General features: G+C 64.0%; 18 protein-coding genes. 10 read left to right on the top strand and 8 right to left on the bottom strand.

Annotated features, from left to right (window positions below; translation table 11 throughout):
• Position 1 precedes the first annotated feature (1 nt).
• Both RHIZ70P_RS18555 and RHIZ70P_RS18560 read left to right on the top strand, forming a co-directional pair.
• Positions 2–970, top strand: a complete 969-nt coding sequence (locus tag RHIZ70P_RS18555; RefSeq protein WP_235842277.1) for a DUF1839 family protein — start codon at positions 2–4, stop codon at positions 968–970.
• Between the two features lie 9 nt (positions 971–979).
• A complete protein-coding gene (locus tag RHIZ70P_RS18560; protein WP_115672022.1) occupies positions 980–3,454 on the top strand; it encodes a glycoside hydrolase family 2 protein in 2,475 nt (824 codons plus the stop codon).
• 27 nt (positions 3,455–3,481) lie between these two features.
• Here the strand turns inward: RHIZ70P_RS18560 and RHIZ70P_RS18565 are convergent, their stop codons facing one another.
• Together RHIZ70P_RS18565 and RHIZ70P_RS18570 are read right to left on the bottom strand one after the other, a co-directional pair.
• Positions 3,482–4,633, bottom strand: coding sequence for a hypothetical protein (locus RHIZ70P_RS18565; RefSeq protein ID WP_115671966.1), 1,152 nt, complete (start codon positions 4,631–4,633; stop codon positions 3,482–3,484).
• Positions 4,630–5,817 (bottom strand): glycosyltransferase family 4 protein, encoded by a 1,188-nt coding sequence (locus RHIZ70P_RS18570; RefSeq protein ID WP_115671967.1) that lies wholly within the window; start codon positions 5,815–5,817, stop codon positions 4,630–4,632. Before RHIZ70P_RS18570 ends, RHIZ70P_RS18565 begins: the two co-directional genes overlap by 4 nt.
• A 336-nt stretch (positions 5,818–6,153) precedes the next feature.
• Between RHIZ70P_RS18570 and RHIZ70P_RS18575 the strand changes: the two genes are divergently transcribed.
• Positions 6,154–8,184, top strand: a complete 2,031-nt coding sequence (locus RHIZ70P_RS18575) for a GumC family protein (protein ID WP_115671968.1) — start codon at positions 6,154–6,156, stop codon at positions 8,182–8,184.
• Between the two features lie 39 nt (positions 8,185–8,223).
• Positions 8,224–9,597: a UDP-phosphate alpha N-acetylglucosaminyltransferase gene (locus tag RHIZ70P_RS18580; protein WP_115671969.1), complete on the top strand. Its 1,374-nt coding sequence runs from the start codon at positions 8,224–8,226 to the stop codon at positions 9,595–9,597.
• Here the strand turns inward: RHIZ70P_RS18580 and RHIZ70P_RS18585 are convergent.
• The gene (locus tag RHIZ70P_RS18585) at positions 9,545–10,636 is read right to left on the bottom strand and encodes a glycoside hydrolase family 5 protein (RefSeq protein ID WP_115671970.1); all 1,092 of its coding nucleotides are present in this window, start codon (positions 10,634–10,636) and stop codon (positions 9,545–9,547) included. The two genes, RHIZ70P_RS18580 and RHIZ70P_RS18585, sit on opposite strands and share 53 nt — an antisense overlap.
• A gap of 276 nt (positions 10,637–10,912) precedes the next feature.
• Between RHIZ70P_RS18585 and purU the strand changes: the two genes are divergently transcribed.
• From purU to RHIZ70P_RS18600, 3 genes are all read left to right on the top strand, one after another.
• Positions 10,913–11,797 (top strand): formyltetrahydrofolate deformylase, encoded by an 885-nt coding sequence (gene purU / locus RHIZ70P_RS18590; protein WP_115671971.1) that lies wholly within the window; start codon positions 10,913–10,915, stop codon positions 11,795–11,797.
• Between the two features lie 101 nt (positions 11,798–11,898).
• On the top strand, positions 11,899–14,826 hold the full coding sequence (locus RHIZ70P_RS18595) for an aminotransferase (RefSeq protein ID WP_115671972.1): 2,928 nt from the start codon (positions 11,899–11,901) through the stop codon (positions 14,824–14,826).
• Between the two features lie 175 nt (positions 14,827–15,001).
• A complete protein-coding gene (locus RHIZ70P_RS18600) occupies positions 15,002–15,406 on the top strand; it encodes a DUF3307 domain-containing protein (protein WP_115671973.1) in 405 nt (134 codons plus the stop codon).
• Between the two features lie 7 nt (positions 15,407–15,413).
• Here the strand turns inward: RHIZ70P_RS18600 and RHIZ70P_RS18605 are convergent, their stop codons facing one another.
• Positions 15,414–16,331 carry a LysR family transcriptional regulator gene (locus tag RHIZ70P_RS18605; RefSeq protein WP_115671974.1) on the bottom strand — a complete coding sequence of 306 codons (918 nt, stop codon included), beginning with the start codon at positions 16,329–16,331 and terminating at the stop codon, positions 15,414–15,416.
• Between the two features lie 203 nt (positions 16,332–16,534).
• On the opposite strand from RHIZ70P_RS18605, the gene RHIZ70P_RS18610 reads away from it, so the two are divergent.
• From RHIZ70P_RS18610 to RHIZ70P_RS18620, 3 genes are all read left to right on the top strand, one after another.
• The gene (locus RHIZ70P_RS18610; RefSeq protein ID WP_115671975.1) at positions 16,535–17,818 is read left to right on the top strand and encodes an NAD(P)/FAD-dependent oxidoreductase; all 1,284 of its coding nucleotides are present in this window, start codon (positions 16,535–16,537) and stop codon (positions 17,816–17,818) included.
• A gap of 58 nt (positions 17,819–17,876) precedes the next feature.
• The gene (locus RHIZ70P_RS18615; RefSeq protein WP_115671976.1) at positions 17,877–19,418 is read left to right on the top strand and encodes an aldehyde dehydrogenase family protein; all 1,542 of its coding nucleotides are present in this window, start codon (positions 17,877–17,879) and stop codon (positions 19,416–19,418) included.
• 182 nt (positions 19,419–19,600) lie between these two features.
• Positions 19,601–21,130 (top strand): AAA family ATPase, encoded by a 1,530-nt coding sequence (locus RHIZ70P_RS18620; protein ID WP_115671977.1) that lies wholly within the window; start codon positions 19,601–19,603, stop codon positions 21,128–21,130.
• Here the strand turns inward: RHIZ70P_RS18620 and RHIZ70P_RS18625 are convergent.
• The 4 genes from RHIZ70P_RS18625 to RHIZ70P_RS18640 form a co-directional block, all read right to left on the bottom strand.
• Positions 21,127–22,092 (bottom strand): energy transducer TonB family protein, encoded by a 966-nt coding sequence (locus tag RHIZ70P_RS18625; RefSeq protein ID WP_115671978.1) that lies wholly within the window; start codon positions 22,090–22,092, stop codon positions 21,127–21,129. The two genes, RHIZ70P_RS18620 and RHIZ70P_RS18625, sit on opposite strands and share 4 nt — an antisense overlap.
• Complete coding sequence (gene exbD / locus RHIZ70P_RS18630; protein ID WP_115671979.1) at positions 22,089–22,565, bottom strand: TonB system transport protein ExbD; 477 nt, start codon at positions 22,563–22,565, stop codon at positions 22,089–22,091. Before exbD ends, RHIZ70P_RS18625 begins: the two co-directional genes overlap by 4 nt.
• Positions 22,566–22,569: 4 nt before the next feature.
• Positions 22,570–23,616 (bottom strand): tonB-system energizer ExbB, encoded by a 1,047-nt coding sequence (gene exbB / locus RHIZ70P_RS18635; RefSeq protein ID WP_419178316.1) that lies wholly within the window; start codon positions 23,614–23,616, stop codon positions 22,570–22,572.
• A gap of 189 nt (positions 23,617–23,805) precedes the next feature.
• Positions 23,806–24,768, bottom strand: a complete 963-nt coding sequence (locus RHIZ70P_RS18640) for a LysR family transcriptional regulator (protein WP_115671980.1) — start codon at positions 24,766–24,768, stop codon at positions 23,806–23,808.
• Positions 24,769–24,838: the final 70 nt, after the last annotated feature.

The following is a 24,838-nucleotide window of genomic DNA, read 5'->3' on the forward strand; positions in this document are numbered from 1 at the left end:
GGTGACGCCTGCGGTCTTTCCCGGACTGGATCCGGCTACCTATACGCCCCATGCGCTGCATGCGAGCGAACGCATGTGGCCGGAGACCAACTGCTATGTCGACCTTTGGATCGAGGTGCTGGCCACCCTTGGCGCCGCCCCGGAGGCCATGCTCGGCTTCACGCTGACCCAGGACTTCGAGGGCGACCAGATGACCTTCTTCAAGGTTCCTCTGGAAGACCTCGAGGATCTCTACGGCATCCGCGTGACGGAGCTGGCGATCTTCGACAGCGTCGAGGCCCATGTCGCCGCGCAGATCGCCCGTGGCCGCCTCTGCCTCGTCGAGATGGACAGCTATTTCTTGCCGGACACCCGCGGCGTCGGCTATCGCCAGGAGCATGGAAAGACGACGGTCGCCATCAACCGCCTCGACCTCGAAGGCCGGACGATGGACTACTTCCACAATGGCGGCTTCTTCCGCGTCGAAGGCGAAGACGTCGACGGGCTTTTCCAGCATCATTTGCCGGAAGGCTCCCTGCCCTTCCTGCCCTATACCGAGTTCGCCAAATTCCCCGCAGCATTGCCCTCGCAAGAGCACCAGCGCGAAACCGCCCGCCGCCTGCTGATGCGGCATTTCGCCCGTCGGCCCGACGCCAATCCGATCGCCGCTTTTGCCGAGGTCTTTCCGAACCAGGTCGAGGCGATCGCGGAGCGGCCCTTTGGCTATTTCCACACATACGCCTTCAACACGCTGCGGCAGTTCGGCGCGAACTTCGAGCTTCTTGCCAGCCATCTGGCCTGGCTATCGCCGTCGCAATTCGAGGACGCCGCGGCGCATGCCCTGAAAATCTCGGAGACGGCCAAGACCGTGCAGTTCCAGCTGGCCCGGGCCGTCACGCGGAAAAAGTTCGATCCGTTGCGATCCGCTCTGGACCCGGCGGCCGAGGCTTGGGACAAGCTCATCGAAGAACTTGGCAAAACCCTCGCCTGAGGAGGCATGATGACGGGCATGACCACTTACCTCGCAGCGGACGAACGCCCGCTGGAGCACGGCTGGACGCTGCTCGTCACCGAGGCCGGACGCTATGCCGCTCCAAACGAGGTCCATCGCCCCGCCGTTCGCATTCCCGCACCTGTTCCAGGCACCGTGGCTTCGGCGCTGGCCGCCGCCGGCCTCTTCGATCCGGAGAAGCCGCAACCGCTGCACGACAAGGACGCCTGGTATTTCCGCTCGCTCGAAGGCGAAGCGGAAGGCCCGGCGATCCTGCGCTTTGCCGGCCTTGCGACCATTGCCGAAATCTACATCAATGGCGAGTTGCGCCTCGCCTCGCACAGCATGTATGAGGCCCATGATCTGGACCTTGCCCTCACCGGCCATGACGAGATCGCCATCTGCTTCAGGGCCCTTGCGCCCCATCTCGATAAACGCGGCCCCCGGGCGCGCTGGCGCCCGCAGATGATGGATCATCAAGGCCTGCGGCTGATCCGCACGACGCCACTCGGCCACATGCCCGGCTGGTGCCCCGAAATCCACCCCGTCGGGCCTTATCGGCCGATCAGCCTGATCCGCCGATCCAGGCACGCGATTTCCGATCTTGCCGTCCGTGCCGGCCTCGACCCCGACGGAACCGGTCGGCTTTTCGTGTCCTTCGCACTGGAGGGCGAGGCCAAGGACCTGCGTCTGTCCTGCGCCGGTGACGACACCCGGCTTCAACTCGATGACGACGGCAAATGGACCGCCGAACTCACCCTTCCTGCTGTCGAGCCCTGGTGGCCGCGCACCCACGGCGAGCCGAAACTCCATGATGCGCGGCTGACGATCGACGGCCAGCCGCATTCGCTCGGCCTCGTCGGCTTCCGTCGCATCGAGATCGACCGGGGGCCGGACGAACTTGGCTTCGGCCTTTTCGTCAACGGCGAACCGGTCTTTTGTCGGGGCGCGGTCTGGGCCAATGCCGATATACTGCGCTTGCCGGGCGCCGCTGAAGACTATGCGCCGTGGCTGACGCTCGCGGCCGAGGCCGGCATGAACATGATCCGCATCGGCGGCACGATGACCTATGAGAGCGCCGATTTCTTCCGCCTCTGCGACCGGTTGGGGCTTTTGGTCTGGCAGGACCTGATGTTCGCCAATTTCGACTACCCGACAGCAGATGAGGCCTTTGGCGCAAGCATCGATCGCGAGATGCGCCAGTTCCTCGGCTCCATCCAGGGCTCCCCCTCCCTCGCCGTTCTGTGCGGCGGCAGCGAGGTCTACCAGCAGGGTGCCATGCTGGGCCTGCCCGAGCGCATCTGGAAGACGTCGTTCTACGAGGAGACCCTGCCGTCTCTCGCCGCAGAAACCCGCCCGGACGTGCCCTGTGTGGCAAATTCGCCCTCGGGGGGCGCCATGCCGTTTTCGCCCAATGAAGGCGTCACCCATTATTACGGCGTCGGCGCCTATTGCCGGCCGCTGGAGGATGCGCGCCGCGCCGAGGTTCGCTTTGCCGCAGAGAGCCTGGCCTTTGCCCATGTCCCGCAACAGGCAACGCTCGATGCCCACCTGCCCGTCGCCCCCGTCCATGATCCGCGCTGGAAGGCCCGCGTCCCCCGCGACCGCGGTGCATCCTGGGACTTCGAGGACGTCCGCGATCACTATCTCCAGGACCTCTACAAGCTCGACCCGTCCCGGCTGCGACGCGAGGAACCCGCCCGCTATCTCGACCTGTCGCGCGCCGTCACCGGCGAAGTCGTGACCGAGACCTATGCCGAATGGCGCCGCGCCGCATCGACGTGCAAAGGGGCGCTGGTTTGGACGTTGCAGGATCTGACGCCCGGCCCCGGCTGGGGCGTCATCGACTCCACCGGCGAACCGAAGCCGGTCTGGTACGCGCTCAAACGCGCCTTCCGTCCGGTACAGGTCAATCTCACCGACGAGGGCACCAACGGTTTGGATGTCCATGTGCTGAACGAGACGGGCGACAGCCGGGAACTCGTTCTCGAACTCACCTGTCTCCGCGACGGCCGCCAACCGGTCATCAGCGGGAAGCGTTCATTGGCCGTCGCCGCACGAGGCACGCTGCGTATTTCGGCAACCGACCTGTTCGGCGCGTTTTTCGATACGACCTATGCCTTCCGTTTCGGTCCACCGTCCCATGACGTGACGGTCGCCCGACTGATCGAGCCTGAGACCGGCCGCTTCGTCGCCGAGGCCTGCCATTTCCCCCTCGGCCGGGACAAGGCCATGGTCGATGCCCCGATCGAGACGGTCGTCGAAGAGGAGGATGGCCGCTGGGTTCTACGGTTGTCGACACCGGTCTTCGCCCAGTCGATCCATATCGAGGTCGATGGTTATCGACCCGAGGACGACTGGTTCCACCTGGCGCCGGGCTCAGAACGTCGGATCGCGTTGGGCCCTCGGGATGGCACAGTCATGAGCCAGAGGCCCACCGGCACAATTGCCCAACTCGGCGCGCGTAGGCTTGTTTCCTTCTAGGGATCTGCCGACCGCTCGATGGGCAGTCTAAAGCTGCCGCCGACCACGCCCTTCCATCACTTCGTGATCAAACAGCCGCCGCACCGCCTCCTCCCAGCTGAGGATGCCCGCAGTTTCGATCGTTCCCCGATCGAAGGCCTGAGCCCGTCGGAAGGCCTCCACGGCGGAAGCCGCGTCGCCCGGGCGGTAGGCGCAGATATGGCTTCTTCCCGCCGCCGCGAAGACCGGCGCGACGATCGGCAGTCGGCAATAACTGTATTGGATCATCTTGAGACTCGACTGGCTGAGATAATCCGCCGCCTCGCTCTGACGGTAGGGGGCGAGCCCCACATCGGCAAACTTGATGAAGGGAACGATCGTCTCGAAGGCGACTTCGCCATGCACGACGATGTTGGCGCGTGGCACGGACGGCACGGCCTTCTTGCCGAACAGATGGAACGTCCAGTCTGGATAGGCGGCAGCCAATGTGTCGATGACCTGCGCGTCGAACAGCATGTCACCGACGCTCACCGCATTGCGCGACGCGGCATAGGGGCTGACCGTCGCCCGATCGAAGGTCTCCTTGGCAATCCCATGCGGCAGATAGAGGATCGGCGCATCGTCCGGGAAATCCGCCCGCATCGCTTCGGCCATGATGTGAATCAGATTGTAATCGCCAATTCCGTCTGCAAGAGCCGCCTCGATGCAGGGATGAACGTGGATGGTGCGCAACCGGTCCGCTGCATGATAGATGATCCTCGCCTGTGGTGCGGCTTGGCGTATCCGGTGAACGAGCAGCGGCGGCGGTCCGCTCTCGATCAGGATATGCGTATAGCTCGCCATCCGCGCCATGACGGCCCTCGGCAGGAATCGATCATAGAGACGGAAGACGGGCGCCGTCAGTCCGTTGAGCAGCGGCGATTTGAGGTTCATCGGATGGAAGGGCGCGTACCAGAGGAATTCCTCGAGCCCTTCGGCAATGCGGTTCCAGCGATTGAGCGGACGCTGCCTGGCATGGTCGAAACGACCGTCCTTGAGGAAACGGCTGAGGAAGCTCAGGCGGCAAGCAAGAAAATCCACATGATCACCGCCGGCGCGCAAGGTGTCGGCGATGAAATGCAGGTCGACCTTGCGCGCGGCCTCGGCGAAATGGTGACCGGTGACGATCAGCACCCGTCGCTTTGCAGGCGAGGTCGTCATGCCGGCAGGCTCCGCAGTGGCGGCGGGAGCCTGTCGCCCAATGCCGCGCGATAGACGTCGATATAGCGATCGGCAACGCTCTCCCAGGCATGGACGGCAGCACCCGACATCATGTCGGCGCGCGTAGCGGCCGGATTGGCGCGCAGGGCTTGAAAGGTCTGCTCGATCCGCGCGGCGCATTCCTCCGGTCGGGAGAAATCGGCCAGGCAAACGCCCGGATGCTGCGCGCCGAGTACCCGATAGGCATCGTTGGGATGCAACACCGGCACCAGCCCGGCACTCATCGCCTCGACGGCGACCAGGCCGAAGCCTTCGTACTCGGAGGCGGAGGCGAACAGTGACGCCTCGGCGATCAGCCGGCGCACTTGCGCATTGTCGACGCCGATGTGCAGGGCTACCTGCCCGGCCAGCCCGCGCCCGGCGATCTCCCGGCGCAGGTCTTCTTCACTAAGATCGGACGGCGACCCGACGACATCGAGCTTCCACTCGGGCGACACGCCGTTGAGGGCCTGCATGGCATCGAACAGACGATCGAGCCGCTTGTTGACGGAGAAACGACCGATGGTGACGATCCGTCGCTGCGCCATGGCCGAGGATAGACCGGCGAATTTCTCGGTATCCACGCCATTCTCGACCAGCACGGCCCGACGCGGCGCGATCCGGGAGAAAAGCGCCAGGTCCGACCGGCTGCAGCACAGCAGCGAGCGATAGGCGAGCGCCGAGAGCCGCGTCACGGTCCGGAACCAGATATGCTTGATCGCAGCAAATTTCGGTGTGTGGAAGAACCCTCCATGGGTCGTCGCGACGAGCGGTTTTCCATGCAAGGGACGCGTCAGGGCAAGCGCATCGAAGAAGAAATCGATTCCATGAACATGAACGAGATCGGCATCGCCGATATGGCGGAACACAGCCGGAGCCAGCGGATAGCGGGTCGACCCCTTCCATGGGATGCGTACGACCTCGACACCGTCGATGACCTCGTGTTCGGCCAGCTTTTGGTCGCGCGAGCGGAACAGGCTGTCCAGTGTGACGACACGCACGCGAAAGCCGCGCCGCAGGAGAAGCCGGCTGAGATTGGCAACGACGTCTTCGAGGCCACCACGTCCGGGCGCGTATTGCCGCACCACCTGGACGATCAGCGGCGCTCCGGCGGTATCCGGTTCCGGCCGATTGAAGCGCTTCATTCTTCACCTGTCGGCGCCGTTCATCGACGCGCGTGAGAGCAAATTGTTACGAGCAATGGTGCAACGCGAACTCTTAAGATCGCGTTTGCCGGACGCTTTCTCGAAACGCATCACGACCTCAAGGTTAACGAGCCTTGCCGCTTTCGTTCAGAACTCGTTAACCACGATCTGCGAGGATCGTTTCGATGGGAACCGACCGGCCGGCCCTTGCCCGACGGCCTCTTTCTGATCCGGCGGCAGTCTCCCATTCATGCGGGCACCCCGTCTCCACCTCGGGTATTCCGTCCGATCGACGCAGAAACGAAACATGGCCGGCCAGCGGTTCTGGGCAGGAAAATGGACATCGACATTTTTCAACTACCGGGGATCTTGAGGCGACGGTTTCATTACGTCGTGATCGCGGTCGCGTTGTGCATACTGCTTGCCTCGGTCTATGTACTGCAACTGACCCCCAAATTTGCCTCGACCGCCGAAATCCTGCTGGACCCTCTGGGGCTCGCTGCCGAGCCCGTCGACAGCAAGGGGACCGGCAGCTCCGCCCAGCAGGACCAATCCAATCTCGACAGCCAGATCTACGTGATGCAGTCGCGTGGCGTCATGAGCGACGTGGCCCGCAAGCTCGACCTTGCGAACGATCCGTTCTTTGCCCCGAAACCGACATCGAATGCCAAGCCAGTTAGCGAAGCCGATCGGCTCGTCGCGGTCGCCGAAGCCCTCAAGTCCCACGTAACGATCGCGCGCGCCGGCCAATCCCTGGTCTTCACGATCTCCGCCGAGCACCCCGATGCCGGCAAGGCCGCGGACATTGCCAATGCCGTGGCCAGCGTCTATCTGCGACAACTCGACGAGGCGCGTGGCGATGTCGCCCGTCGGGCCAGCAATTCCTTCCAGGTCCAGGCGAGCGAACTTCGCGACCGCGTCCTCAAGGCGGAGTTGGCGGTCGAGAAATTCAAGGCCGAAAACGACCTGGTCAGCACCGGCAGCCAGGGTCTGGTCATTGACCAACAGGTCGCCGGCATCAACGATCAGCTCATTGCCGCGCGCGGCACCGAGGAACAGCAGCAGACGATCTACGAGCAGGCCAGGAGCCTGACGATGAGCGCGATCGAGGCCGGTGCGATCCCCGAAGTGCTGCAGTCGACGTCGATCGGCCTGCTGAGGGATCGCTACGCTCAGCTCCTCGACACGCGTTCACAGCTCGCCACCAATCTCGGCGCCAATCATCCGCAACTGCGCGCGATCAATTCCCAGGTCGCCAACATGCAGCAGGCGATCCAGGCCGAACTCGATCGCGTGCGCCAGTCGATGCGCGTGAACTACGAACGCGCCGCCGCGAATACGAAGGCTTTGACGGAGCGGCTGGAAAACCTGACGAAAACAAGCTTCGACAGCAGCGCGGCGCAGATCAAGATGCGCCAGCTGGAAAGCGAAGCCGAAGCGGTGCGCACCCTCTACAAGACCTTCCTCAATCGGGCGGAGGAACTCTCCCAGCAGCAATCGATGAACATGAACAACTCTCGCGTGATCACGGCCGCCGTGCCCATGCCGAAGTCGTCGTTGAAATTGAAGCTGATGATCCTCGTCGCCGCCGGGCTGTTCGGCACCGTGCTTGGCAGCGGCCTCGCCGTGCTGAGAGAAGTCCTTTCCAGCTTCCGGCGCCCCGAGCAGAAGGCCCTCGACAGGTTCGGATTTCCGATCATTGCCCACATCGCCGCGCCAGCCAGGACGGCGGAGAAACCGCGTTCCGGTTGGCGTTCGGTGCTCGGTTTCCGTCGCCGGCCTCGCTCCTCGACAGAACCGCTCGAGGGCAATGGAATAGCTAAGGCCGCGCGCTCCTTGCGGGAACTCACCGCGGCCCATCAGCCGGCCACCGTCCTTTTCCTGGCCGCCGGCCCAGTTCCGCAGGCCTCCGGCGTCGTCGCCGACATCGTTCACGCGCTCATCGATTCAGGACTCGGCATTCTCTATGCGCCGGGCAGTCTGGAAGTACGGTCGCGCCTGCGCGCTGGCCCCTCGCCGAGCCTCGCCGCAGCTCTCGCTCGCGACTGGCCCGACACCGCACCGCTCTCCGCCATTCTGAAATACGAACATTTCCCGGCGACTACGTCCCCGTCGCGGCCCGCCCGGCCGACGCTGTCGCGCTATGTCGAAAAGGCGCAGCAATCCGACAGCGACCTCATCCTCATCAACGCCTGCCAGACGGCCGCTGCGCAGCACCTCGCCGGATTGATCGCCAGCGCCGACGCCATCGTCGTCCTCGCGGATCCAACGGCGCTCACCCTTGCCGATGTCGATGCAACGCTTGAAGCGATCGGCAATGCGCGCGATCTCGTCCTCGGCTGCATCCTCGTGGAGGGCGCGCAATGATCATCGCCAGGAACGGCACGATCTCTGGGAAGCCTGGCCATGCTTCCGGTTGACAGCCGGTACGCCGCCGCAATTCCGGTGCCGACAGCGGGGCCGGACCCGCAAGCGCTGCCCGCATCAGGCTATGAGGTCCTGCGCCGCCAGCTTGCAACCATCGCGGTCCTGGGCGGCCTCACCTTCAATGCCTTCCTCTGCTTCCTCAACACCAATGTGACGGGAATTCGGGAAAGCCATGTGATGCTGTTTGAAATGGCATTGATCGGCTGCGCCTTTCTGGCGGCCCTCGGCCGCCGCATCGATCTCTATCTCGTCTCGGCACTGTTCCTGAGCTACATGCTCCTCCTCTTTGCCTTGCGGGGCGCCATCGACCTCAAGGCCTTGCGTGACGTCCTCATTCCGATCGGCTTTTATTTCATGGGGACGCAGGTCCGCGACACGAAACTCGCCGACCGCCTGGTGGCGGTCTCGATCGCCATCGTCCTTGCCTTCGGTCTGTTCGAATATTTCCTGACCGAGCTCTATCTCGATGTCTTCAACGTGCTTGGCTATTTCATCGCCCGCGGCTCGCTGACACTCGAGGAAACCTTCGGCGCGACCCGCGGCCTGTTCATCAGCGGCCTTCGCCCCGAGCCACGAACGCTGCTGTCCTTCCTCGGCCAGCACCGGGTGTCCTCCGTCTTCCTCGAACCGGTCTCCGCCGGCAATTTCGGTGCGATCGTCTTTGCCTGGGCGCTGTTTCGCAGCGACATGCGCTATCGCTTCGCGGTCATGGCGGCGGCGCTCGCCACGGTCGTGCTCGCCGATGCCCGCTTCGGCTTCTACACCTGCATCCTGATGACCCTGATGCTGCCCTTCTACCGGCTGGTGGCAAAGCCGATCTGGATCGCGCTGCCCTTCCTGCTGCTGGCGCTGATCGCGATCTACGGCCTGGCGACCGGCACGGAGGGCGGCGCGAACGACGTGGCCGGGCGGTTCAAGGTGACCGCCGCCATTCTCACCCGGCTGGACCTGCCGGTTGTCCTCGGGATCGCCACCACCGACGAGTTTACCGCCGATTCGGGGCTCGCCTACACCTTGACCAAATTCGGTCTGCTCGGGTTCGTCGCGCTCTGGGCCATGCTGGTGGTCGCCCCATTCAAGGATCCGAAGGCCTGGGTCTTCCATTCCATGGTGCTGATCTATCTCCTGCTGCTGATGATCATCAGCAACTCGTTCTTCTCGATCAAGACCGCGGCATTGCTGTGGTTCGTGCTCGGAACCGCCCATCGCGTGGATTGGGCAGGTCTGTCCCGGCGCTCGCCCGCGCCCGCAGGATCGCCAACGGGGAAGGCTTCCGCGCCTGCCATGATCCGGCCGGGCCTTACCGCGACTGAAGCGCCGGGCACGACGAACCGCTTGCCGAGAAGTCCTTGAGCGCGGTCGCCAGCCCCCTCAACTGCGGACGGTCGCCCTCGGCGGTGGGCTGGATGTTGAGCACTTCCGTATCGGGCCACCAGTCGCCGGCGACCCAGTAGGCCCAGCCGACCCACAATTCGCGATTGCTTTCCACCTCGGAGACCATGTCGGCAAGCGCCGAGACGCAAGCCTCGTCCCCCGTCACGCCGAATTCACCCAGGTAACCCCGCTTGCCATGGGTTCGCAGCCAGCGGGAAAAGCTCTCGATGGCCATGACGGCATCTCCGGCACGGCTGCAATTGGCCTTCGTGCCCGAAAAATCATCGTCAAAATACTGGTGCACTTCATAGGCATAGTTGTCGACAGGATCGATGACACCGAGCATCACCTCACCGTTCGGCTCGCCATAAGTCCCGCCCTCCCAGCTGTGCGCGCCGGTCCAGGCCGTTCCCGGAACGAGCACGAGATTGTCGGCGCCCTCGCCGCGGATGCGGGCGAGAGCCGCATTGGCAGCATCCAGCCATTGCGTCGCCGGCATGTCGTGCGGTTCGTTCATCAGGCCGAAGGTGATGTCCGGCTGATTGGCGAAGTGACGCGCCAGACGCCCCCAGAAGTCGGCGAAATCATCGCTGCTTACCTCGGCCGATCCGATGACCGCCTCCCGGTAACGCGCGTAATTGTGGGGATCGAGAACGATACGAAGGCCGGCAGCCCTGAGCTTCTCGACGCTTTCCCGCAATCGCCCCAGTTCACCTTCATCGAGATCCCCCCGCAGGCGAGGTTGCAGACGCTCCCAGAGAAAGGGCAGGCGGACCGAAGTGAAACCCTTGCCGGCAAAATAGGCGATGGTGGCTTCCGAGGGATAGACGTAATCCGTCCCCGCCACGCCGTCGGGATTGCCGAATTCGGCACCGGAGAGGTTGATGCCGCGAAAACACGGTTCCGCCGCCTGCACCGGCTGGGCAACCAGCCCCAGGATGAGCAGCAGCGGCGCGATCCGCTTGCGTGGTCTGGAAGGAAACGCGATGACGCCGGAACAATGACGGGTGTGATCCATGGTATCCTTAATGTTTGATGCGGCGAGGTTAAAGACTTCCAATCCGAGGTCAACCGATCCACTCCGATCCGCCATCCGAACCCCCACACCGTGACGACGGGGATACGCTGATGAAAGACGCAATGGGAACGGAGTTTTCCTCGACCGTCCCTAAGCTTGGCGCCAATGGGAAAGACAGGCAGCGTCCGTCGCAAATCAGGTGCCGATCTTTCCGCCACGGCATGACTGCGATAAGACAGCCCGTCCACCCTCGGGGCGAGAAGAAGGTTTGAGAAGATGACGAGCTATGTACTGACGGTATCCTGCCCATCCACGCGTGGCATCGTGGCGGCCATTTCCGGCTACCTTGCCGCCGAAGGCTGCAACATTGTCGATAGCTCGCAGTTCGACGATCTCGGCACCGGCAAGTTCTTCATGCGCGTCAGCTTCATCTCCGAAAAGGGCATCGCGCGCGACACGCTGCTGGAAGGCTTCAAGCCGATCGCCGAACAATTTGACATGGAAAGCGAAATCCACGATACGGCGCACCGGATGAAGGTGCTGCTGATGGTGTCGCGTTTCGGCCATTGCCTCAACGACCTGCTCTATCGCTGGAAGATCGGCGCCCTGCCCATCGACATCGTTGGCGTCGTCTCGAACCATTTCGACTATCAGAAGGTCGTGGTGAACCATGACATCCCCTTCTACCACATCAAGGTGACGAAGGAGAACAAGCCGCAGGCCGAGGCCCAGCTTCTCGAACTGGTCGAGCAGACCGGCACGGAACTCATCGTGCTCGCCCGATACATGCAGGTGCTCTCCGACAGCCTGTGCCGGAAGATGTCCGGCCGGATCATCAACATCCACCACTCGTTCCTGCCGTCTTTCAAGGGCGCCAACCCTTACAAGCAGGCCTATGAGCGCGGCGTGAAGCTGATCGGCGCGACCGCCCACTACGTGACGGCCGACCTCGATGAGGGGCCGATCATCGAGCAGGACGTCGCCCGCATCACCCACGCCCAGAGCGCCGACGACTATGTCTCGATCGGACGCGACGTCGAAAGCCAGGTGCTGGCGCGGGCGATCCACGCCCATATCCACCACCGCACCTTCATCAACGGAAACCGCACGGTGGTCTTCCCGGCGAGCCCGGGCTCCTACGCTTCCGAACGCATGGGCTGAACAAGCGCCCGGAGCCGAGTTAATAGCGGCTTCGGCCACGGGATGGACGGCTGTCCTGCCTTTGATAATGTCGGCTATGTGATTCTCGAGGGAGAACAGCCATGCCCGACTCCGCTCTGCTCAAGCGCACCGAACTGCCGCGTCCCAACGTGTCGGAAAGTCAGGCGGCCGACATTCTCAAGGAGCACTACGGGCTGGAAGGCAGTCTGAAGGAACTCGGCAGCCAACAGGATCGCAACTTCCGCATCGATACCGGTGAGGACCGCTATGTCCTGAAAATCTGCCGGTCGGAATATGCGACAATCGAGCTTGCTGCGCAGAACGCCGCCATGCGTCATCTGGCGACCCTGACAGACATGGTGCGTGTTCCTGCCCCCATACTCGCCGCGGGCGGCGAGGACATTCTCTTCCTGACGGTCGACGACGAGGATTATCAGGTCCGGCTGCTCACCTATCTCGACGGAGAGCCGCTGACCCAGCGCAAGTTTCTGGCGCCGCCGGTCGTTGCCGGACTGGGCGCGCTGACCGCCCGCATTGCCGTCGGTCTCAAGGACTTTACCCATCCGGGCCTCGAGCGCGAATTGCAATGGGATCTCCGCCGCGCCGGGCCGGTCGCACTCCACCTGTTGAAGGCGGTGACGGACCAGTCACGGCGCGACCGCATCGCCAAGGCCATGGTCACCGCCGTCAAGCGCATCCAGCCGCTGGCAGGCAAACTGCGGGTGCAACCGATCCACCACGACATCACCGACGACAACGTCGTGGCGAGGCCCGACCGGGAAGGCCGTTTGATGCCGGATGGCGTCATCGATTTCGGTGATCTCGTCAGCGGCTGGCTGGTCGCAGATCTGGCTGTCACCTGCACCGCGCTCCTTCACCATGCCGACGGCGACCCCTTCTTCATCCTGCCGGCGGTCCGCGCCTTTCAGGAGCGCTGCCCCCTCAACGAGGCCGAACTGAAGGCGCTCTGGCCGTTGATCGTGGCCCGTGCCGGCGTACTCGTCGCCAGTTCCGAACAGCAACTCGCCATCGACCCGGATAACGCCTACGTCCAGGGAAACGCGGCGCATGAGCGCGAAATTTTCGACGTCGCAACGTCTGCTCCCTTCGCGCTGATGGAGGCCGCGATTCTCGATGCGGTCGGCCATGGCGCGGAAGGCTTCGACTCAAGCGTTTTCGGCCAGCTGCTTCCCGACATCGCTCCGGAAACGGTGCGGGTCACCGATCTGTCGGTGATGAGCGATGCCCTGGTCGAGGACAGTTGGTCCGACCCGCAGATCGACTGGAAGCTGCTGGCCCGCGCGGCCGCCGAGACCGGCGTCGCCTCGACCCGCTATGGTGAATACCGCCTTTCCTATACCCGCACCCTGTCGGAACGTGAGCCCGCGACCTTCGCGCTCCATGTTGACATCTGCCTGCCGGCCGCGACGCCGGTTTCGGCTCCGATCGATGCGCGCGTGATCAAGGACGGACACCACCTGATCCTCTCCTCCGCGGACATATCCCTGCATATCGACGGGGTCGACTGCCCGCTCGAGGATGGCGGCGAGATCAGGTCGGGCGAGCCGATCGGTGTCGTCGCCGGCGTGCTCGGTGCCATCGGAGGACTGCGGGTGCAGCTTTGCCGCGACGCCGATCTCGTTCCGCCGCTCTTTGCCCGCCCTGCCCATGCGAGGGTCTGGGCGGGCCTCTGCCCCTCGCCCTCCGCCCTGCTGGGCTGCGAGCTGGATGCACCAGGGCCGCACAGTGCGGAACTGCTCGACATGCGCCGTCGCAGCTTCGCCAAGCCACAGAAGAACTATTACGCCAATCCGCCGCAGATCGAGCGGGGCTGGAAGGAGCATATGTTCGACGTGACCGGCCGGTCCTACCTCGACATGGTCAACAACGTCACCATCCTCGGCCACGGACATCCACGGTTGGCACGCGCGGCCGGGCGCCAGTGGTCTCTCCTCAATACCAATTCGCGCTTCCACTATGCCTCGGTCGCGGAATTCTCCGACCGGCTGGCCTCGCTCGCGCCGGACGGCCTCGACACCGTCTTTCTCGTCAACAGCGGTTCGGAGGCCGTCGACCTGGCGCTCCGCCTCGCCTGGGCCAAGACCGGGTCGCACAACATCGTCAGCCTGCTCGAGGCCTATCACGGCTGGACGGTAGCGAGCGATGCGGTCTCGACCTCTATCGCCGACAACCCGCGCGCCCTCGAAACACGCCCCGGATGGGTTCATCCGGTCACCGCGCCGAACACCTATCGCGGCCCCTTCCGCGGCGCCACGTCGACTGCCGACTATGTGGCAAGCGTCGCCAAGGCACTGAATGCCATTGATGAAGCCGGGGAAAAGCTCGCCGGTTTCATCTGCGAATGCGTCTACGGCAATGCCGGCGGCATTCCATTGCCGCCCGGCTACCTCGCCGAGGTCTACGGCATGATCCGCGCGCGCGGCGGCGTGTGCATCGCCGACGAGGTGCAGGTCGGCTATGGCCGGCTCGGGCACTTCTTCTGGGGCTTCGAGCAGCAGGGCGTCGTCCCCGACATCATCACCATCGCCAAGGGCATGGGCAATGGCCAGCCGCTCGGCGCCGTCATCACCAGCCGGGCGATCGCCGATGCGCTGGAGAACGAAGGCTATTTCTTCTCGTCGGCCGGCGGCAGCCCGGTCAGTTGCGTCGTCGGCATGACGGTGCTCGACATCATGCGCGACGAGAGCCTTCAGGAAAATGCAAAGAATACGGGCGACTACCTGAAGTCACGGCTGGAGGCGCTCGGCCAGCGTTTTCCGCTCGTCGGCGCGGTTCACGGCATGGGGCTATATCTCGGGCTTGAATTCGTCCGTGACCGGGAAACACTGGAACCGGCAACGCAAGAGACCGCCGCCATCTGCGACCGCCTGCTGGACCTCGGCGTCATCATGCAACCAACGGGCGATCATCTTAACATTTTGAAAATAAAGCCGCCGCTCTGCCTGTCGCAAGACAGCGCCGACTTCTTCGCCGCAATGCTGGAAAAGGTGCTTTCCGACGGCTGGTGAGCACCAATGATGCTCCGGCGCGGTGCTTAATTCAACATAACGCCGATTGCTCAAATTTTGGCATGCTGTAAACGCTTCGCAAATCGCAAAACCAGGCTTCCCCGGAAGCCGGCTTCACAGCCCGTTTGCAGCGTGTCTATCCTCCGCCTCGACAGTCAAAGGTGAAGGAAACTCGATGCCGAGCATGCCCGAAATGATCTCCACTCCCTGGATCGTATGGGGCATGGCCTTGTTCCTCCTCAAGCACCTTGTCGCCGATTTCCTGCTGCAGACGGGCGGGATCGCCATCGGCAAGCAACGGCGACAGGGATGGCTGGCGCCTCTCGCCCTGCATGCGGCATTGCACGGAGCCCTGACCGGCCTGATTTTCTCGATCTTCGCCCCGTCGCTGGCCTGGATCGGCCTTGTCGATTTCATCGTCCATTCGGCCATCGACAGGGCAAAGGCGGTGACCCAGTCGCGCCTCGGCTTCGACACGAGCCATACCGGCTTCTGGTGGCTGCTCGGAACCGACCAGACCTTGCATCATCTGACCCATCTCGGCTTTGCCACCGTCCTCGCCATCAGCCAGACCCTCTGAGCGCCGGTCAGCCGGATCGAGGTGACGGAGCGTGCTCGCGGGCGATTTCATCGAGAATCCAGTTGCGGAAGGCGACGAGCGGCAGGTAGCTGGCGCGCTCTCGGGTGAAGGCCAGATAGTAGCCTCCCTCGCTGTCGACCTCCTGATTGATCGCCGGCACCAGATCGCCCCGCGCCACTTCCTCGCGGAACAGGAATGCCGGCAGCAAAGCCACCCCAAGCCCACCGACAGCGGCCTGCGAGGCCGCGCCAAACTGATCGAACAGCATGCCATGCACGGATTCGAAAGCCACGCCATTGGCGGAAAGCCATTTTTCCCAGGCATCGGGGCGCGTCGTCAGATGCAACAGCGGCACATCGAGAATATCGGCGGCGGCCTCCAGCCGGTGTGCCGCCTTGAACGAGGGACTGCACAGCGGGATCGTCGTCTCCCCCATCAGCGGGGTCAGTTCGGCGCCTGGCCAGACCGGGGCGCCGAAATGGATTGCCGCGTCGATCGAATCCAGATGGAAATCGAAGGGCGACAGGCGGGTGATCAGATTGATGGCAATGCCGGGATGGGCCGTGAGGAAACCGGCAAGACGCGGTGCCAGCCACCGCGCGCCGAAGGTCGGAAGCACGGCTAGGTTCAGCGTCCCGCCATTGGGATTGGCCCGAAGGTTGAGCGAGGCACTGGAAATGCGCCGCAAGGCCTCGCGGATTTCCCGCGCATAACCATCCCCCGCGACCGTCAGCCGAATGGTCTGGCGCTCGCGCAGGAACAGCGCGACACCCAACTGGTCCTCCAGCGCCTTGATCTGGCGGCTGACTGCGCTCTGGGTGAGGTCGAGTTCTCGGGCCGCAGCCGTGATGCTGCCGGTTCGCGCGGCAGCCTCGAAGGCTGCGAGCAATGAGAGCGACGGAAGAAAGCGCCGGGCCGGCAGCATGTTATACCTCGACGGAATGAACTCTTGATAAATTATCGTTGGAACGGGTTAGTTTCGTCTTCTAGATTTCGCAAGACTTCATGTTTCGGAATGATGTGAGCGAGCGACGCCTGGACTGCGACTTCCTCGAGAACCGCGCTCGCCTCCGACGCAACGAAACGTCCTATCGGCCGTCTCCCACGGCCACCCTAGAGGAACAGATCATGCTGAACGACCCCCGCTCCCACGGCCTGTGGGAAAGGACTGCACCGGCGGCACCGGCAACCCCGCCGCTTTCCGGCCGGGTCGACGCCGATGTCGTCATCGTTGGCGGCGGTTATACCGGTGTTTCCGCCGCCCTGCATCTGGCGGAGGCTGGCACCAAGGTCGTCCTGCTGGAAGCAACCGAGATCGGTTTCGGCGGGGCCGGCCGCAATGTCGGTCTGATCAACGGCGGCATGTGGGTCATGCCCTCCGAAATCCCCGGTGTTCTCGGCCCGGTCCATGGCGAGCGCGTTCTCGACTTGCTGGGCAATGCACCGCTCCTGGTCCGCGCGCTGATCGAAAAGCACGGCATCGAATGCGAGCTCGAAAAGAACGGTACACTCCACTGCGCCGTCGGCCAGTCCGGGCTTGAGGAGATCAAGGAGCGTTGCAGCCAGTGGGCAGCGCGGGGCGCCGACGTGCGTATTCTCTCGGCGGAAGAGACGGCCAAGCGGATCGGCACGACGGCCTATGCAGGATCGCTGCTCGACATGCGGGCCGGCACGCTCCAGCCGCTGGCCTATGTTCGGGGGCTGGCCAAGGCGGCGATCGCTGCCGGGGCCAAGATCCATACCGGCAGCGCCGCCGTTTCGACGGAACGCGACGGCAGCCGCTGGGTGGTGAAGACGGCGAACGGTTCGGTGTCGGCCGACTGGATCATCGTCGCCTCCGAATATTACTCGACCGGTCCGTGGGAAGCGGTGCGCAAGGAACAGGTCCTGCTGCCCTATTTCAACTTCGCCACCAAGCCGCTCTCGGCCGAACAGTTGAAAAGGATCCTGCCGGGCCGCGAGGGCTGCTGGGACACCAAAGAAGTGCTCTCCTCCTTCCGCATGGACAAGGCCGGCCGCCTTGTCTTCGGCAGCTGCGGCGCCCTTCGCAACACAGGCGCCGCCATTCACCGCTCCTGGGCCAAAAGGGCGCTCAAGAAGCTGTTTCCCGACCTCGGCAAGGTCGAATTCGAAACCGAATGGTATGGCCGCATCGGCATGACCAACGACGCCATCCCGCGTTTCCACAAGTTCGCGCCAAATGTCGTGGGCTTTTCCGGCTATAACGGCCGCGGCATTGCGCCGGGAACGGTTTTCGGTAAGACACTGGCTCGCCATATCCTCGGCGAACTTTCGGAGACGGATCTGCCGCTGCCGGTCAGGGACGTCGTCGAAGCTCCGCTTCGCAACCTGAAGGGCGCCTATTACGAAGCCGGCGCCCAGATCGCCCATTTCGCCGGGGCGCGCTTCTGAACGGAAGCCCTCGAAGACAACCGATAACGGAACATCCGCAATTACTGGAAGGAAGACCATGACCCTTGCCAACCTGAACTTCTCGGCCGAAGTGGCCGCCATCATGGGCCGCCTCGGCGTGCCCGCCACCAGCCTCGCCGGCGGCACGCTTTCCGTCCGCTCGCCGATCAACGGCGAGAAAATCGCCGCCGTTGCCGAGATCAATGCCGCCGACACCAAGGCCGCCATCGACGCCGCCCATCAGGCTTTCCTCGAATGGCGCCTCGTTCCGGCCCCCAAGCGCGGCGAACTTATCCGCCTGCTCGGCGAGGAACTGCGCGCCGCCAAGGCTGACCTCGGTCGCCTGGTTTCCATCGAAGTCGGCAAGATCGTCTCCGAAGGCCTCGGCGAAGTGCAGGAAATGATCGACATCTGCGATTTCGCCGTCGGCCTGTCGCGTCAGCTCTACGGCCTGACCATCGCCACCGAACGCGCCGAACATCGCATGATGGAAAGCTGGCATCCGCTCGGCATCACCGGCATCATCTCGGCCTTCAACTTCCCCGTCGCCGTCTGGGCGTGGAACTCGGCTCTGGCTCTGGTCTGCGGCAACTCGACCATCTGGAAGCCGTCGGAAAAGACCCCGCTCACCGCCATCGCCACCCAGGCGATCTTCGAAAAGGCCGTCAGCCGCTATGTCGCCGATGGCGGCAAGGCGCCCGCCAATCTCTCGACGCTCCTGATCGGCGGCCGCGACATCGGCGAGATCCTCGTCGACAGCCCGAAGGTTCCGCTCATCTCCGCCACCGGCTCGACCGCCATGGGTCGCGCCGTCGGCCCGCGCGTCGCAACCCGCTTCGGCCGCTCGATCCTCGAACTCGGCGGCAACAACGCCGCGATCGTCTGCCCGACCGCCGACCTCGACCTGACGCTGCGCGGCGTCGCCTTTGCCGCCATGGGTACGGCCGGCCAGCGCTGCACCTCGCTGCGCCGCCTGTTCGTCCACGAAAGCGTCTACGACAAGCTCGTCCCGCGCCTGATCCAGGCCTATGGCTCGGTCACCGTTGGCAACCCGCTGCAGTCCTCGACGCTGGTAGGCCCGCTGATCGACGAAGGCTCATTCAGCCGTATGCAGAAGGCGCTCGATGAAGCCAAGGCAGCTGGCGGCAAGGTCTCCGGTGGCGACCGCCTGATGCAGAACGAAGCGGCCGACGCTTATTACGTACGCCCGGCAATCGTCGAGATGCCGGCCCAGACCGGTCCGGTCAAGGACGAGACCTTCGCGCCGATCCTCTACATCATCAAGTACAACGACTTCGATGAAGCCCTGGCTCTCAACAACGACGTGCCGCAGGGCCTGTCGTCGTCGATCTTCACCAACGACCTGCGCGAGGCGGAAGCCTTCGTGTCGGATCGCGGGTCGGATTGCGGCATCGCCAATGTCAATATCGGCCCCTCCGGCGCTGAAATCGGTGGCGCCTTCGGTGGTGAGAAGGAAACCGGCGGCGGTCGCGAATCCGGCTCCGACGCCTGGAAGGCCTACATGCGCCGCGCCACCAACACGATCAACTACGGCAAGACCCTGCCGCTCGCGCAGGGCGTCAAGTTCGACGTGGGCTGATCGACCCTCTCGTTGTTTCGAGGGAAGGCCACGCGGTTGCAACAGACCGCGCGGCCTTTCCTGTTTGAACTTTATGTGAAAGTTCAAAAGCCTCAGACCAAGGTTTGATGGCCTGCACTGGTCTTCCCCTTTCAAATCGGCCAAGGTGCCCGCATGATCTGGCGGCATTTCGGGGCGGGCGAATGAACATTCACGATCAGTCGGCAGCGATTGCCTTCCTGAGCGCGGCTGAGACCTACGGCGAAACAGGCGCAGTCAAGATCATCGAGACCCACATCTCGCTCGTCTTCCTGATCGATGGCCGCGCCTACAAGCTGAAGCGTGCGGTCAAACTGCCTTACGCCGACTTTTCGACCTATGAACTTCGCCTGCATTACTGCCGGCGCGAGGTCGAGCTCAACAGTCGGGCCACGCCCGACCTCTACCTCGGCATCCGTCGCATCACCCGCGAAGCCGACGGGCGCCTGACCTTTGACGGCGCGGGCGAGGCCGTCGAGGTCGTCGTCGAGATGAACCGGTTTGCCCAACACGACCTGTTCGACCGCATGGCGGACGAAGGCAAGCTGGACGCCTCGCTGATGGAGGAAACGGCGCGGATGATCGCCGCCGTCCATGCGCAAGCCCCGATCGTCCACACCGCCAGCGGCTCGGCCAACCTTGGCGGGGTGCTGGACATCAACGCTGCGGGCTTCGCCACCAGCCATGTCTTCCCCGACGATGCCGTCGCTGCACTGAACGCGGCCTTCCGAAGCGCTTGGACGGATCATATAGCCCTGATGGACCGACGCGAAGCCGAGGGCAAGGTGCGCCTTTGCCATGGCGACCTGCATCTGAGAAACCTGTTCCTCAGCGCCGCCGGGCCGCGCATGTTCGACTGCATCGACTTCAACGACCAGATCGCAACCGTCGACGTCCTTTACGACCTCGCCTTCCTGCTGATGGACCTGTGGCATCGCGGCTTCCCGGATCTGGCGAATGTCGCGGCCAATCGCTATCTCGACATCACCCACGACGACGAGGGCTTTTCCCTTCTGCCCTTCTTCATGGCGGTCAGGGCCGCTGTCCGCGCCCATGTGACCGGCACCCAGATCGAGTCGGGCGGAGATGCGGGCGGAAAGCTGGCGCACAGCGCCGAGACCTATTTTGACTTCGCCGCATCGCTTCTCACCCACCGATTGCCAAGGCTCGTGGCAATCGGCGGCCTGAGCGGCTCCGGCAAGTCGACACTCGCCGATCGGCTCGCCCCCCGTCTCGCCGGTCCGCCGGGTGCCCGCATCCTCGAAAGCGACCGGATCCGCAAGGCGATGTTCGGCGTCGCAGCCAACCAGCAATTGCCTCCGGAAGCCTATCGACCGGACGTCTCGGCGAAGGTCTACGCGCAAATGGTCGATCGGGCGCGCCTGGTGATCGAGGGCGGTGGCACGGCGATCGTCAACGCCGTTTTCGACCGGCCCGACGACCGCCGCCACATAAGCGCCATCGTCGAGCAATTGGGTGTACCATTCAGCGGTTTCTGGTTGGACGCAGGCGCCGACACCTTGCAGTCGCGCATTGCGTCAAGGCCGAAGGGCCAATCCGACGCCACGCTCGACGTGCTTGAAATGCAACTCGCCAGGGACCTTGGCCCCATGGATTGGCACCGCATCGACGCGACCGGTGCGATCGATGATGTGCTAGAAGCCGTCGAAGCGCTCCTCGGCCAGCCTGCCTAGCGGATGTTGAACCGCACCGGCGCGGTGATCGTCTTGCTTGCCCCCGGCGGCGGGGCCGGTACGGGCGAGGCGCGGCGCACCATATCGAGCACAGCCTGGTCCAGGCTCGAATGGCCGGATGATCGCGACAGCGACACCGACAGGACATTGCCGCCGTCATCGATCCGGAACCGCACATAGACGGTCCCCTCTTCCCGATTGCTGCGGGCCTCCGACGGATAGCGCTTGCGCCGTTCGAGATGCGACATCAGACGCGACTGCCACTTGGCAGGGCTGACATTGCGACCCCCGCCGCTGCTGGTCGCCTTTGCCGCCGTGCGATCAGCCTGGGCGACCTCGGCCTTCGCCTTGCGCGCCGCCTCCGACGCGGGCGGCGGCGGCGCCTTCGGCTTGGCGACGGGCTTCTTCGCTTCCAGCTTCTTCGGCTTTTCCTCCACCGGCTTCGGAGCGGGCGGCGGCGGACGCATGACCGGGATCGGCACGGCCACGTTTTCAAGCTGGGCCATCACCATCTGCTCGATCGGATCGATCTCATCGACAGGGTCCGGGAGCGGCTCGGGTTCGAGCGGCGGCGGTTCGACGACGGGCTCGACAACCGGCTCCGGCACCTGATCCACGACCTCCTCGACCGGCGGCTCCACGATCCGCTCGGGCATAGGCTCGGGTTCCGGCTGCTCGACAGGCTCCGGGATGGGCTCATGCGACGCCGTCTTGATCTCCTCGGCATCGACCTGGTCGGGGACGATCTGTTCCTCCTCGACCTTTTCTGCAACAGGCTCCGGCGCAAGCTCGATCATGATCGCCGACGGGGGGACCGCATCGGCTGCAACAAGCTCCGGTTCCTGCAACAGCAGCGCAACCGCACCGGCATGGGCGGCGGCCACGCAAACGGCAGCCGCCGACCAGAGCAGAATTTCACCCGCCACCCTGCCCCTGGAGCGCTGCACCGGGTGGCTTGTCATGGCTGCACCCCGGGCGCGGGCGACGGCTCGTCCGGCGAAAGCTGCGGCGACGGCAGGGTTTCCAGCCCCACCAGCGCGATCTTCAGATAGCCGGAATCGCGCAGAAGGTTCATCACCTCCATGAAGGCGCCATAGTCCACCGCCTTGTCGGCGCGCAGGAATATCCGCGCATCCTTGTTACCCTCGGTCAGGCGATCGAGATCGGCACCCAGTGTTTCGCGGACAGCCGTCTCGTTGCCGAGCGACAGGCTCATGTCTTCCTTGAGTGTGACATAGACCGGCGTATCCGGCCGCTCGGCCGGCTTCGCCGTCGATGCAGGCAGGTCGACGCTGACATCGACCGTGGCAAGCGGTGCGGCCACCATGAAGATGATCAGCAAGACCAGCATCACGTCGATGAAGGGCGTGACATTGATCTCGTGGTTTTCCGCCAGATCGTCGCCTGAATGGTTTTCCCGAATGCCGCCGGCCATCTCTTTACTCCGCCGCAAGCGCCACGGCGGCGCTCTTGGCCGCGGGAGAGACCTTGCGGTAATCGAGATCGCGGCTGACCAGGCGCTCGATGCCGGCCGCCGCATCGCCCAGCAACTGGCGATAACCGGTCACCGAGCGGGCAAAGACGTTGTAGATGATCACCGCCGGGATAGCGGCAACCAGGCCGATCGCGGTGGCGAGCAAGGCCTCGGCAATGCCGGGCGCGACGACGGCAAGATTGGTCGTCTGGGATTCGGAAATGCCGATGAAGGAATTCATGATCCCCCAGACCGTACCGAACAGGCCAACGAACGGCGCCGTCGAACCGATCGTCGCCAATACCCCGGTGCCCTTGGCGATATGGCGGCCGGCACGCACCTCGATCCGCGAAAGCGCGGAGGCGACGCGCTCCTTCACACCGGCGCCGCCGGCCCGGTCGACGGCGGCATCGGAGAGACGGATTTCATCGCTGGCACTGCGCAGCATCGAGACGACGACGCCACCGCGACCAGCCATGTCGCCCATGGCCGCTTCGAGCGTGTGGGCCTTGAGGATGGCCTTCAGTCCACGCGTCGCCCGCACCCGGGCGCCAGCCAGTTGCAGCGTCTTGGCAAGCCACACGGTCCAGGTGACGAGGGAGGCGAAGGCCAGCGAGGTCATCACCGCCTTGACCACCCAATCGGCTGCCATGAACATGCCGAGAGGCGAGAGATTATGCGGCAGATCTTCGCGGGCGATCTGTCCGGCACTGGCCGGTTCATCCAGCGCCGTAGAGGCCGCACCCGGCCCGACGACCGGAGCAACCGCTTGCACCGCGACCGGTTCTGCAGCCGGCGTCGCTTCAACCGCGCCAGGCGCTGCCGCTTCCGCTGGGGCCGGCGCCGCATCGCTCACAGGTTCGGAAGAAACTGCCTGACCCGGCTGAACCGGAGTCGGCGCGACCGCCGCTGCTGCGGGCGCGGAAGGCGCAACACCCCCAGGCGCAGGCTCCTGTGCGAATGCGGCGGCGGAAGAAAGAAGCAGGCATCCGGTCAGGGCGAGGCCGGTGATGGAAGGTCCCGAATGATGAGGAAACACTGGGAGCTCCTTTGTCTGATAAAATGATATGATTGTCCGCCGTGATCGCGACAGGACCTGCCACGATCACGCGCTGGCATACCCCTCGATAATTAACTTGAGTTATCTTGACAAGTAATAACGCACCTGCTGCGCTGAAAAAGTTGAGCGAGACGGTGAGGTTTACGCAGCGCTGCCCGTCTCCGAATCCAGGTGATCGGCATCTGCCGGCTTGCGGGACGACCTGACCGGTTTCTCCTGGCGGAATTCCCGCATGACCAGCGCACAAAGCGCCTCGGCGGGCGGGCTCAGCGGAATGCCCTTGCGCATGATGATGCCGATGGTACGCACGACGGACGGATTGCGGATCGGCACGGCGACGATGTCGGAGGCCCGGCTAGCGCCGAGTGCGAATTCCGGCAGCACCGTCAATCCGAGCCCCGCCTGCACCATGTTGATGGCGGTCGCGATGTGGCGCACTTCGTATCGCCACAGCAGGCTCTCCCGGCGACTGCCGAGCGCATCGTCGATCAGGATGCGATTGCCCGTCAGCGTGCCGATACGGATCAGCGGCTCACCTTCGAGGTCCTGCCAGGTCGCGGCGTCGCCCTTGGCAAGCGGATGGCTTTTGGGGCAGGCAAGAACGAAGGATTCCTTGAAAAGCGGGGTGATCTCCAGGTCCATGGCCATGGAGGAAACGATGGAAATGCCGAACTCGACCTCGCCATTGCGAACGTGGTCGATGATCTCCGAGGCGGAATGGTCGAGGATCCGCACGCGCACATCGCGATAGTCTTCGAGGAAGCCGCCAAGGATGCGCGGCAGGTAGATCGAGGCGATCGTGGGCAGGCAGGCGATCGAGATATGCTCCTGCCGCTCCTTGCCCCGCAGGCGAAGCTGCTCGAACGACGAGGTGATTTCGTCCATCATCCGCCGCGCTTTCGGCAGCAGTTCGACCCCGGTCGGGGTCAAGGTCACCTGACGCGTCGTCCGCGCCAGAAGCTTCAGACCCAGATCGTCCTCGAGCTTCTTCATCCGGTGGCTGAGCGCCGTCTGCGACAGATTGAGATGGGCGGCCGCCCGGTGAAAGCTGCCACGCTCGGCAATGCACAGAAAGGCCTCGAGGCCGAGGAAATCGACGCGCATGAATCAGTCATTCCTTTGATGAATCCTGAGAATGAATACTGCCAAAAAGTGAAATCCGCTTCAAGTCCGG

This window comes from Paenirhizobium selenitireducens ATCC BAA-1503, from assembly GCF_900492185.1.
GTDB classification, from domain to species: domain Bacteria; phylum Pseudomonadota; class Alphaproteobacteria; order Rhizobiales; family Rhizobiaceae; genus Allorhizobium; species Allorhizobium selenitireducens_A.

Excerpts from the sequence above, each read along its gene's own strand:
- exbD (WP_115671979.1), bottom strand. The coding sequence starts at position 22,565 with ATGGCCGGCGGCATTCGGGAAAACCATTCAGGCGACGATCTGGCGGAA.
- RHIZ70P_RS18620 (WP_115671977.1), top strand. The coding sequence starts at position 19,601 with ATGAACATTCACGATCAGTCGGCAGCGATTGCCTTCCTGAGCGCGGCT.
- RHIZ70P_RS18570 (WP_115671967.1), bottom strand. The coding sequence starts at position 5,817 with ATGAAGCGCTTCAATCGGCCGGAACCGGATACCGCCGGAGCGCCGCTG.
- RHIZ70P_RS18615 (WP_115671976.1), top strand. The coding sequence starts at position 17,877 with ATGACCCTTGCCAACCTGAACTTCTCGGCCGAAGTGGCCGCCATCATG.
- purU (WP_115671971.1), top strand. The coding sequence starts at position 10,913 with ATGACGAGCTATGTACTGACGGTATCCTGCCCATCCACGCGTGGCATC.
- RHIZ70P_RS18575 (WP_115671968.1), top strand. The coding sequence starts at position 6,154 with ATGGACATCGACATTTTTCAACTACCGGGGATCTTGAGGCGACGGTTT.
- RHIZ70P_RS18580 (WP_115671969.1), top strand. The coding sequence starts at position 8,224 with ATGCTTCCGGTTGACAGCCGGTACGCCGCCGCAATTCCGGTGCCGACA.
- RHIZ70P_RS18585 (WP_115671970.1), bottom strand. The coding sequence starts at position 10,636 with ATGGATCACACCCGTCATTGTTCCGGCGTCATCGCGTTTCCTTCCAGA.
- RHIZ70P_RS18595 (WP_115671972.1), top strand. The coding sequence starts at position 11,899 with ATGCCCGACTCCGCTCTGCTCAAGCGCACCGAACTGCCGCGTCCCAAC.
- RHIZ70P_RS18565 (WP_115671966.1), bottom strand. The coding sequence starts at position 4,633 with ATGACGACCTCGCCTGCAAAGCGACGGGTGCTGATCGTCACCGGTCAC.
- RHIZ70P_RS18605 (WP_115671974.1), bottom strand. The coding sequence starts at position 16,331 with ATGCTGCCGGCCCGGCGCTTTCTTCCGTCGCTCTCATTGCTCGCAGCC.
- RHIZ70P_RS18610 (WP_115671975.1), top strand. The coding sequence starts at position 16,535 with ATGCTGAACGACCCCCGCTCCCACGGCCTGTGGGAAAGGACTGCACCG.
- RHIZ70P_RS18640 (WP_115671980.1), bottom strand. The coding sequence starts at position 24,768 with ATGCGCGTCGATTTCCTCGGCCTCGAGGCCTTTCTGTGCATTGCCGAG.
- RHIZ70P_RS18625 (WP_115671978.1), bottom strand. The coding sequence starts at position 22,092 with ATGACAAGCCACCCGGTGCAGCGCTCCAGGGGCAGGGTGGCGGGTGAA.
- RHIZ70P_RS18560 (WP_115672022.1), top strand. The coding sequence starts at position 980 with ATGACGGGCATGACCACTTACCTCGCAGCGGACGAACGCCCGCTGGAG.
- RHIZ70P_RS18600 (WP_115671973.1), top strand. The coding sequence starts at position 15,002 with ATGCCGAGCATGCCCGAAATGATCTCCACTCCCTGGATCGTATGGGGC.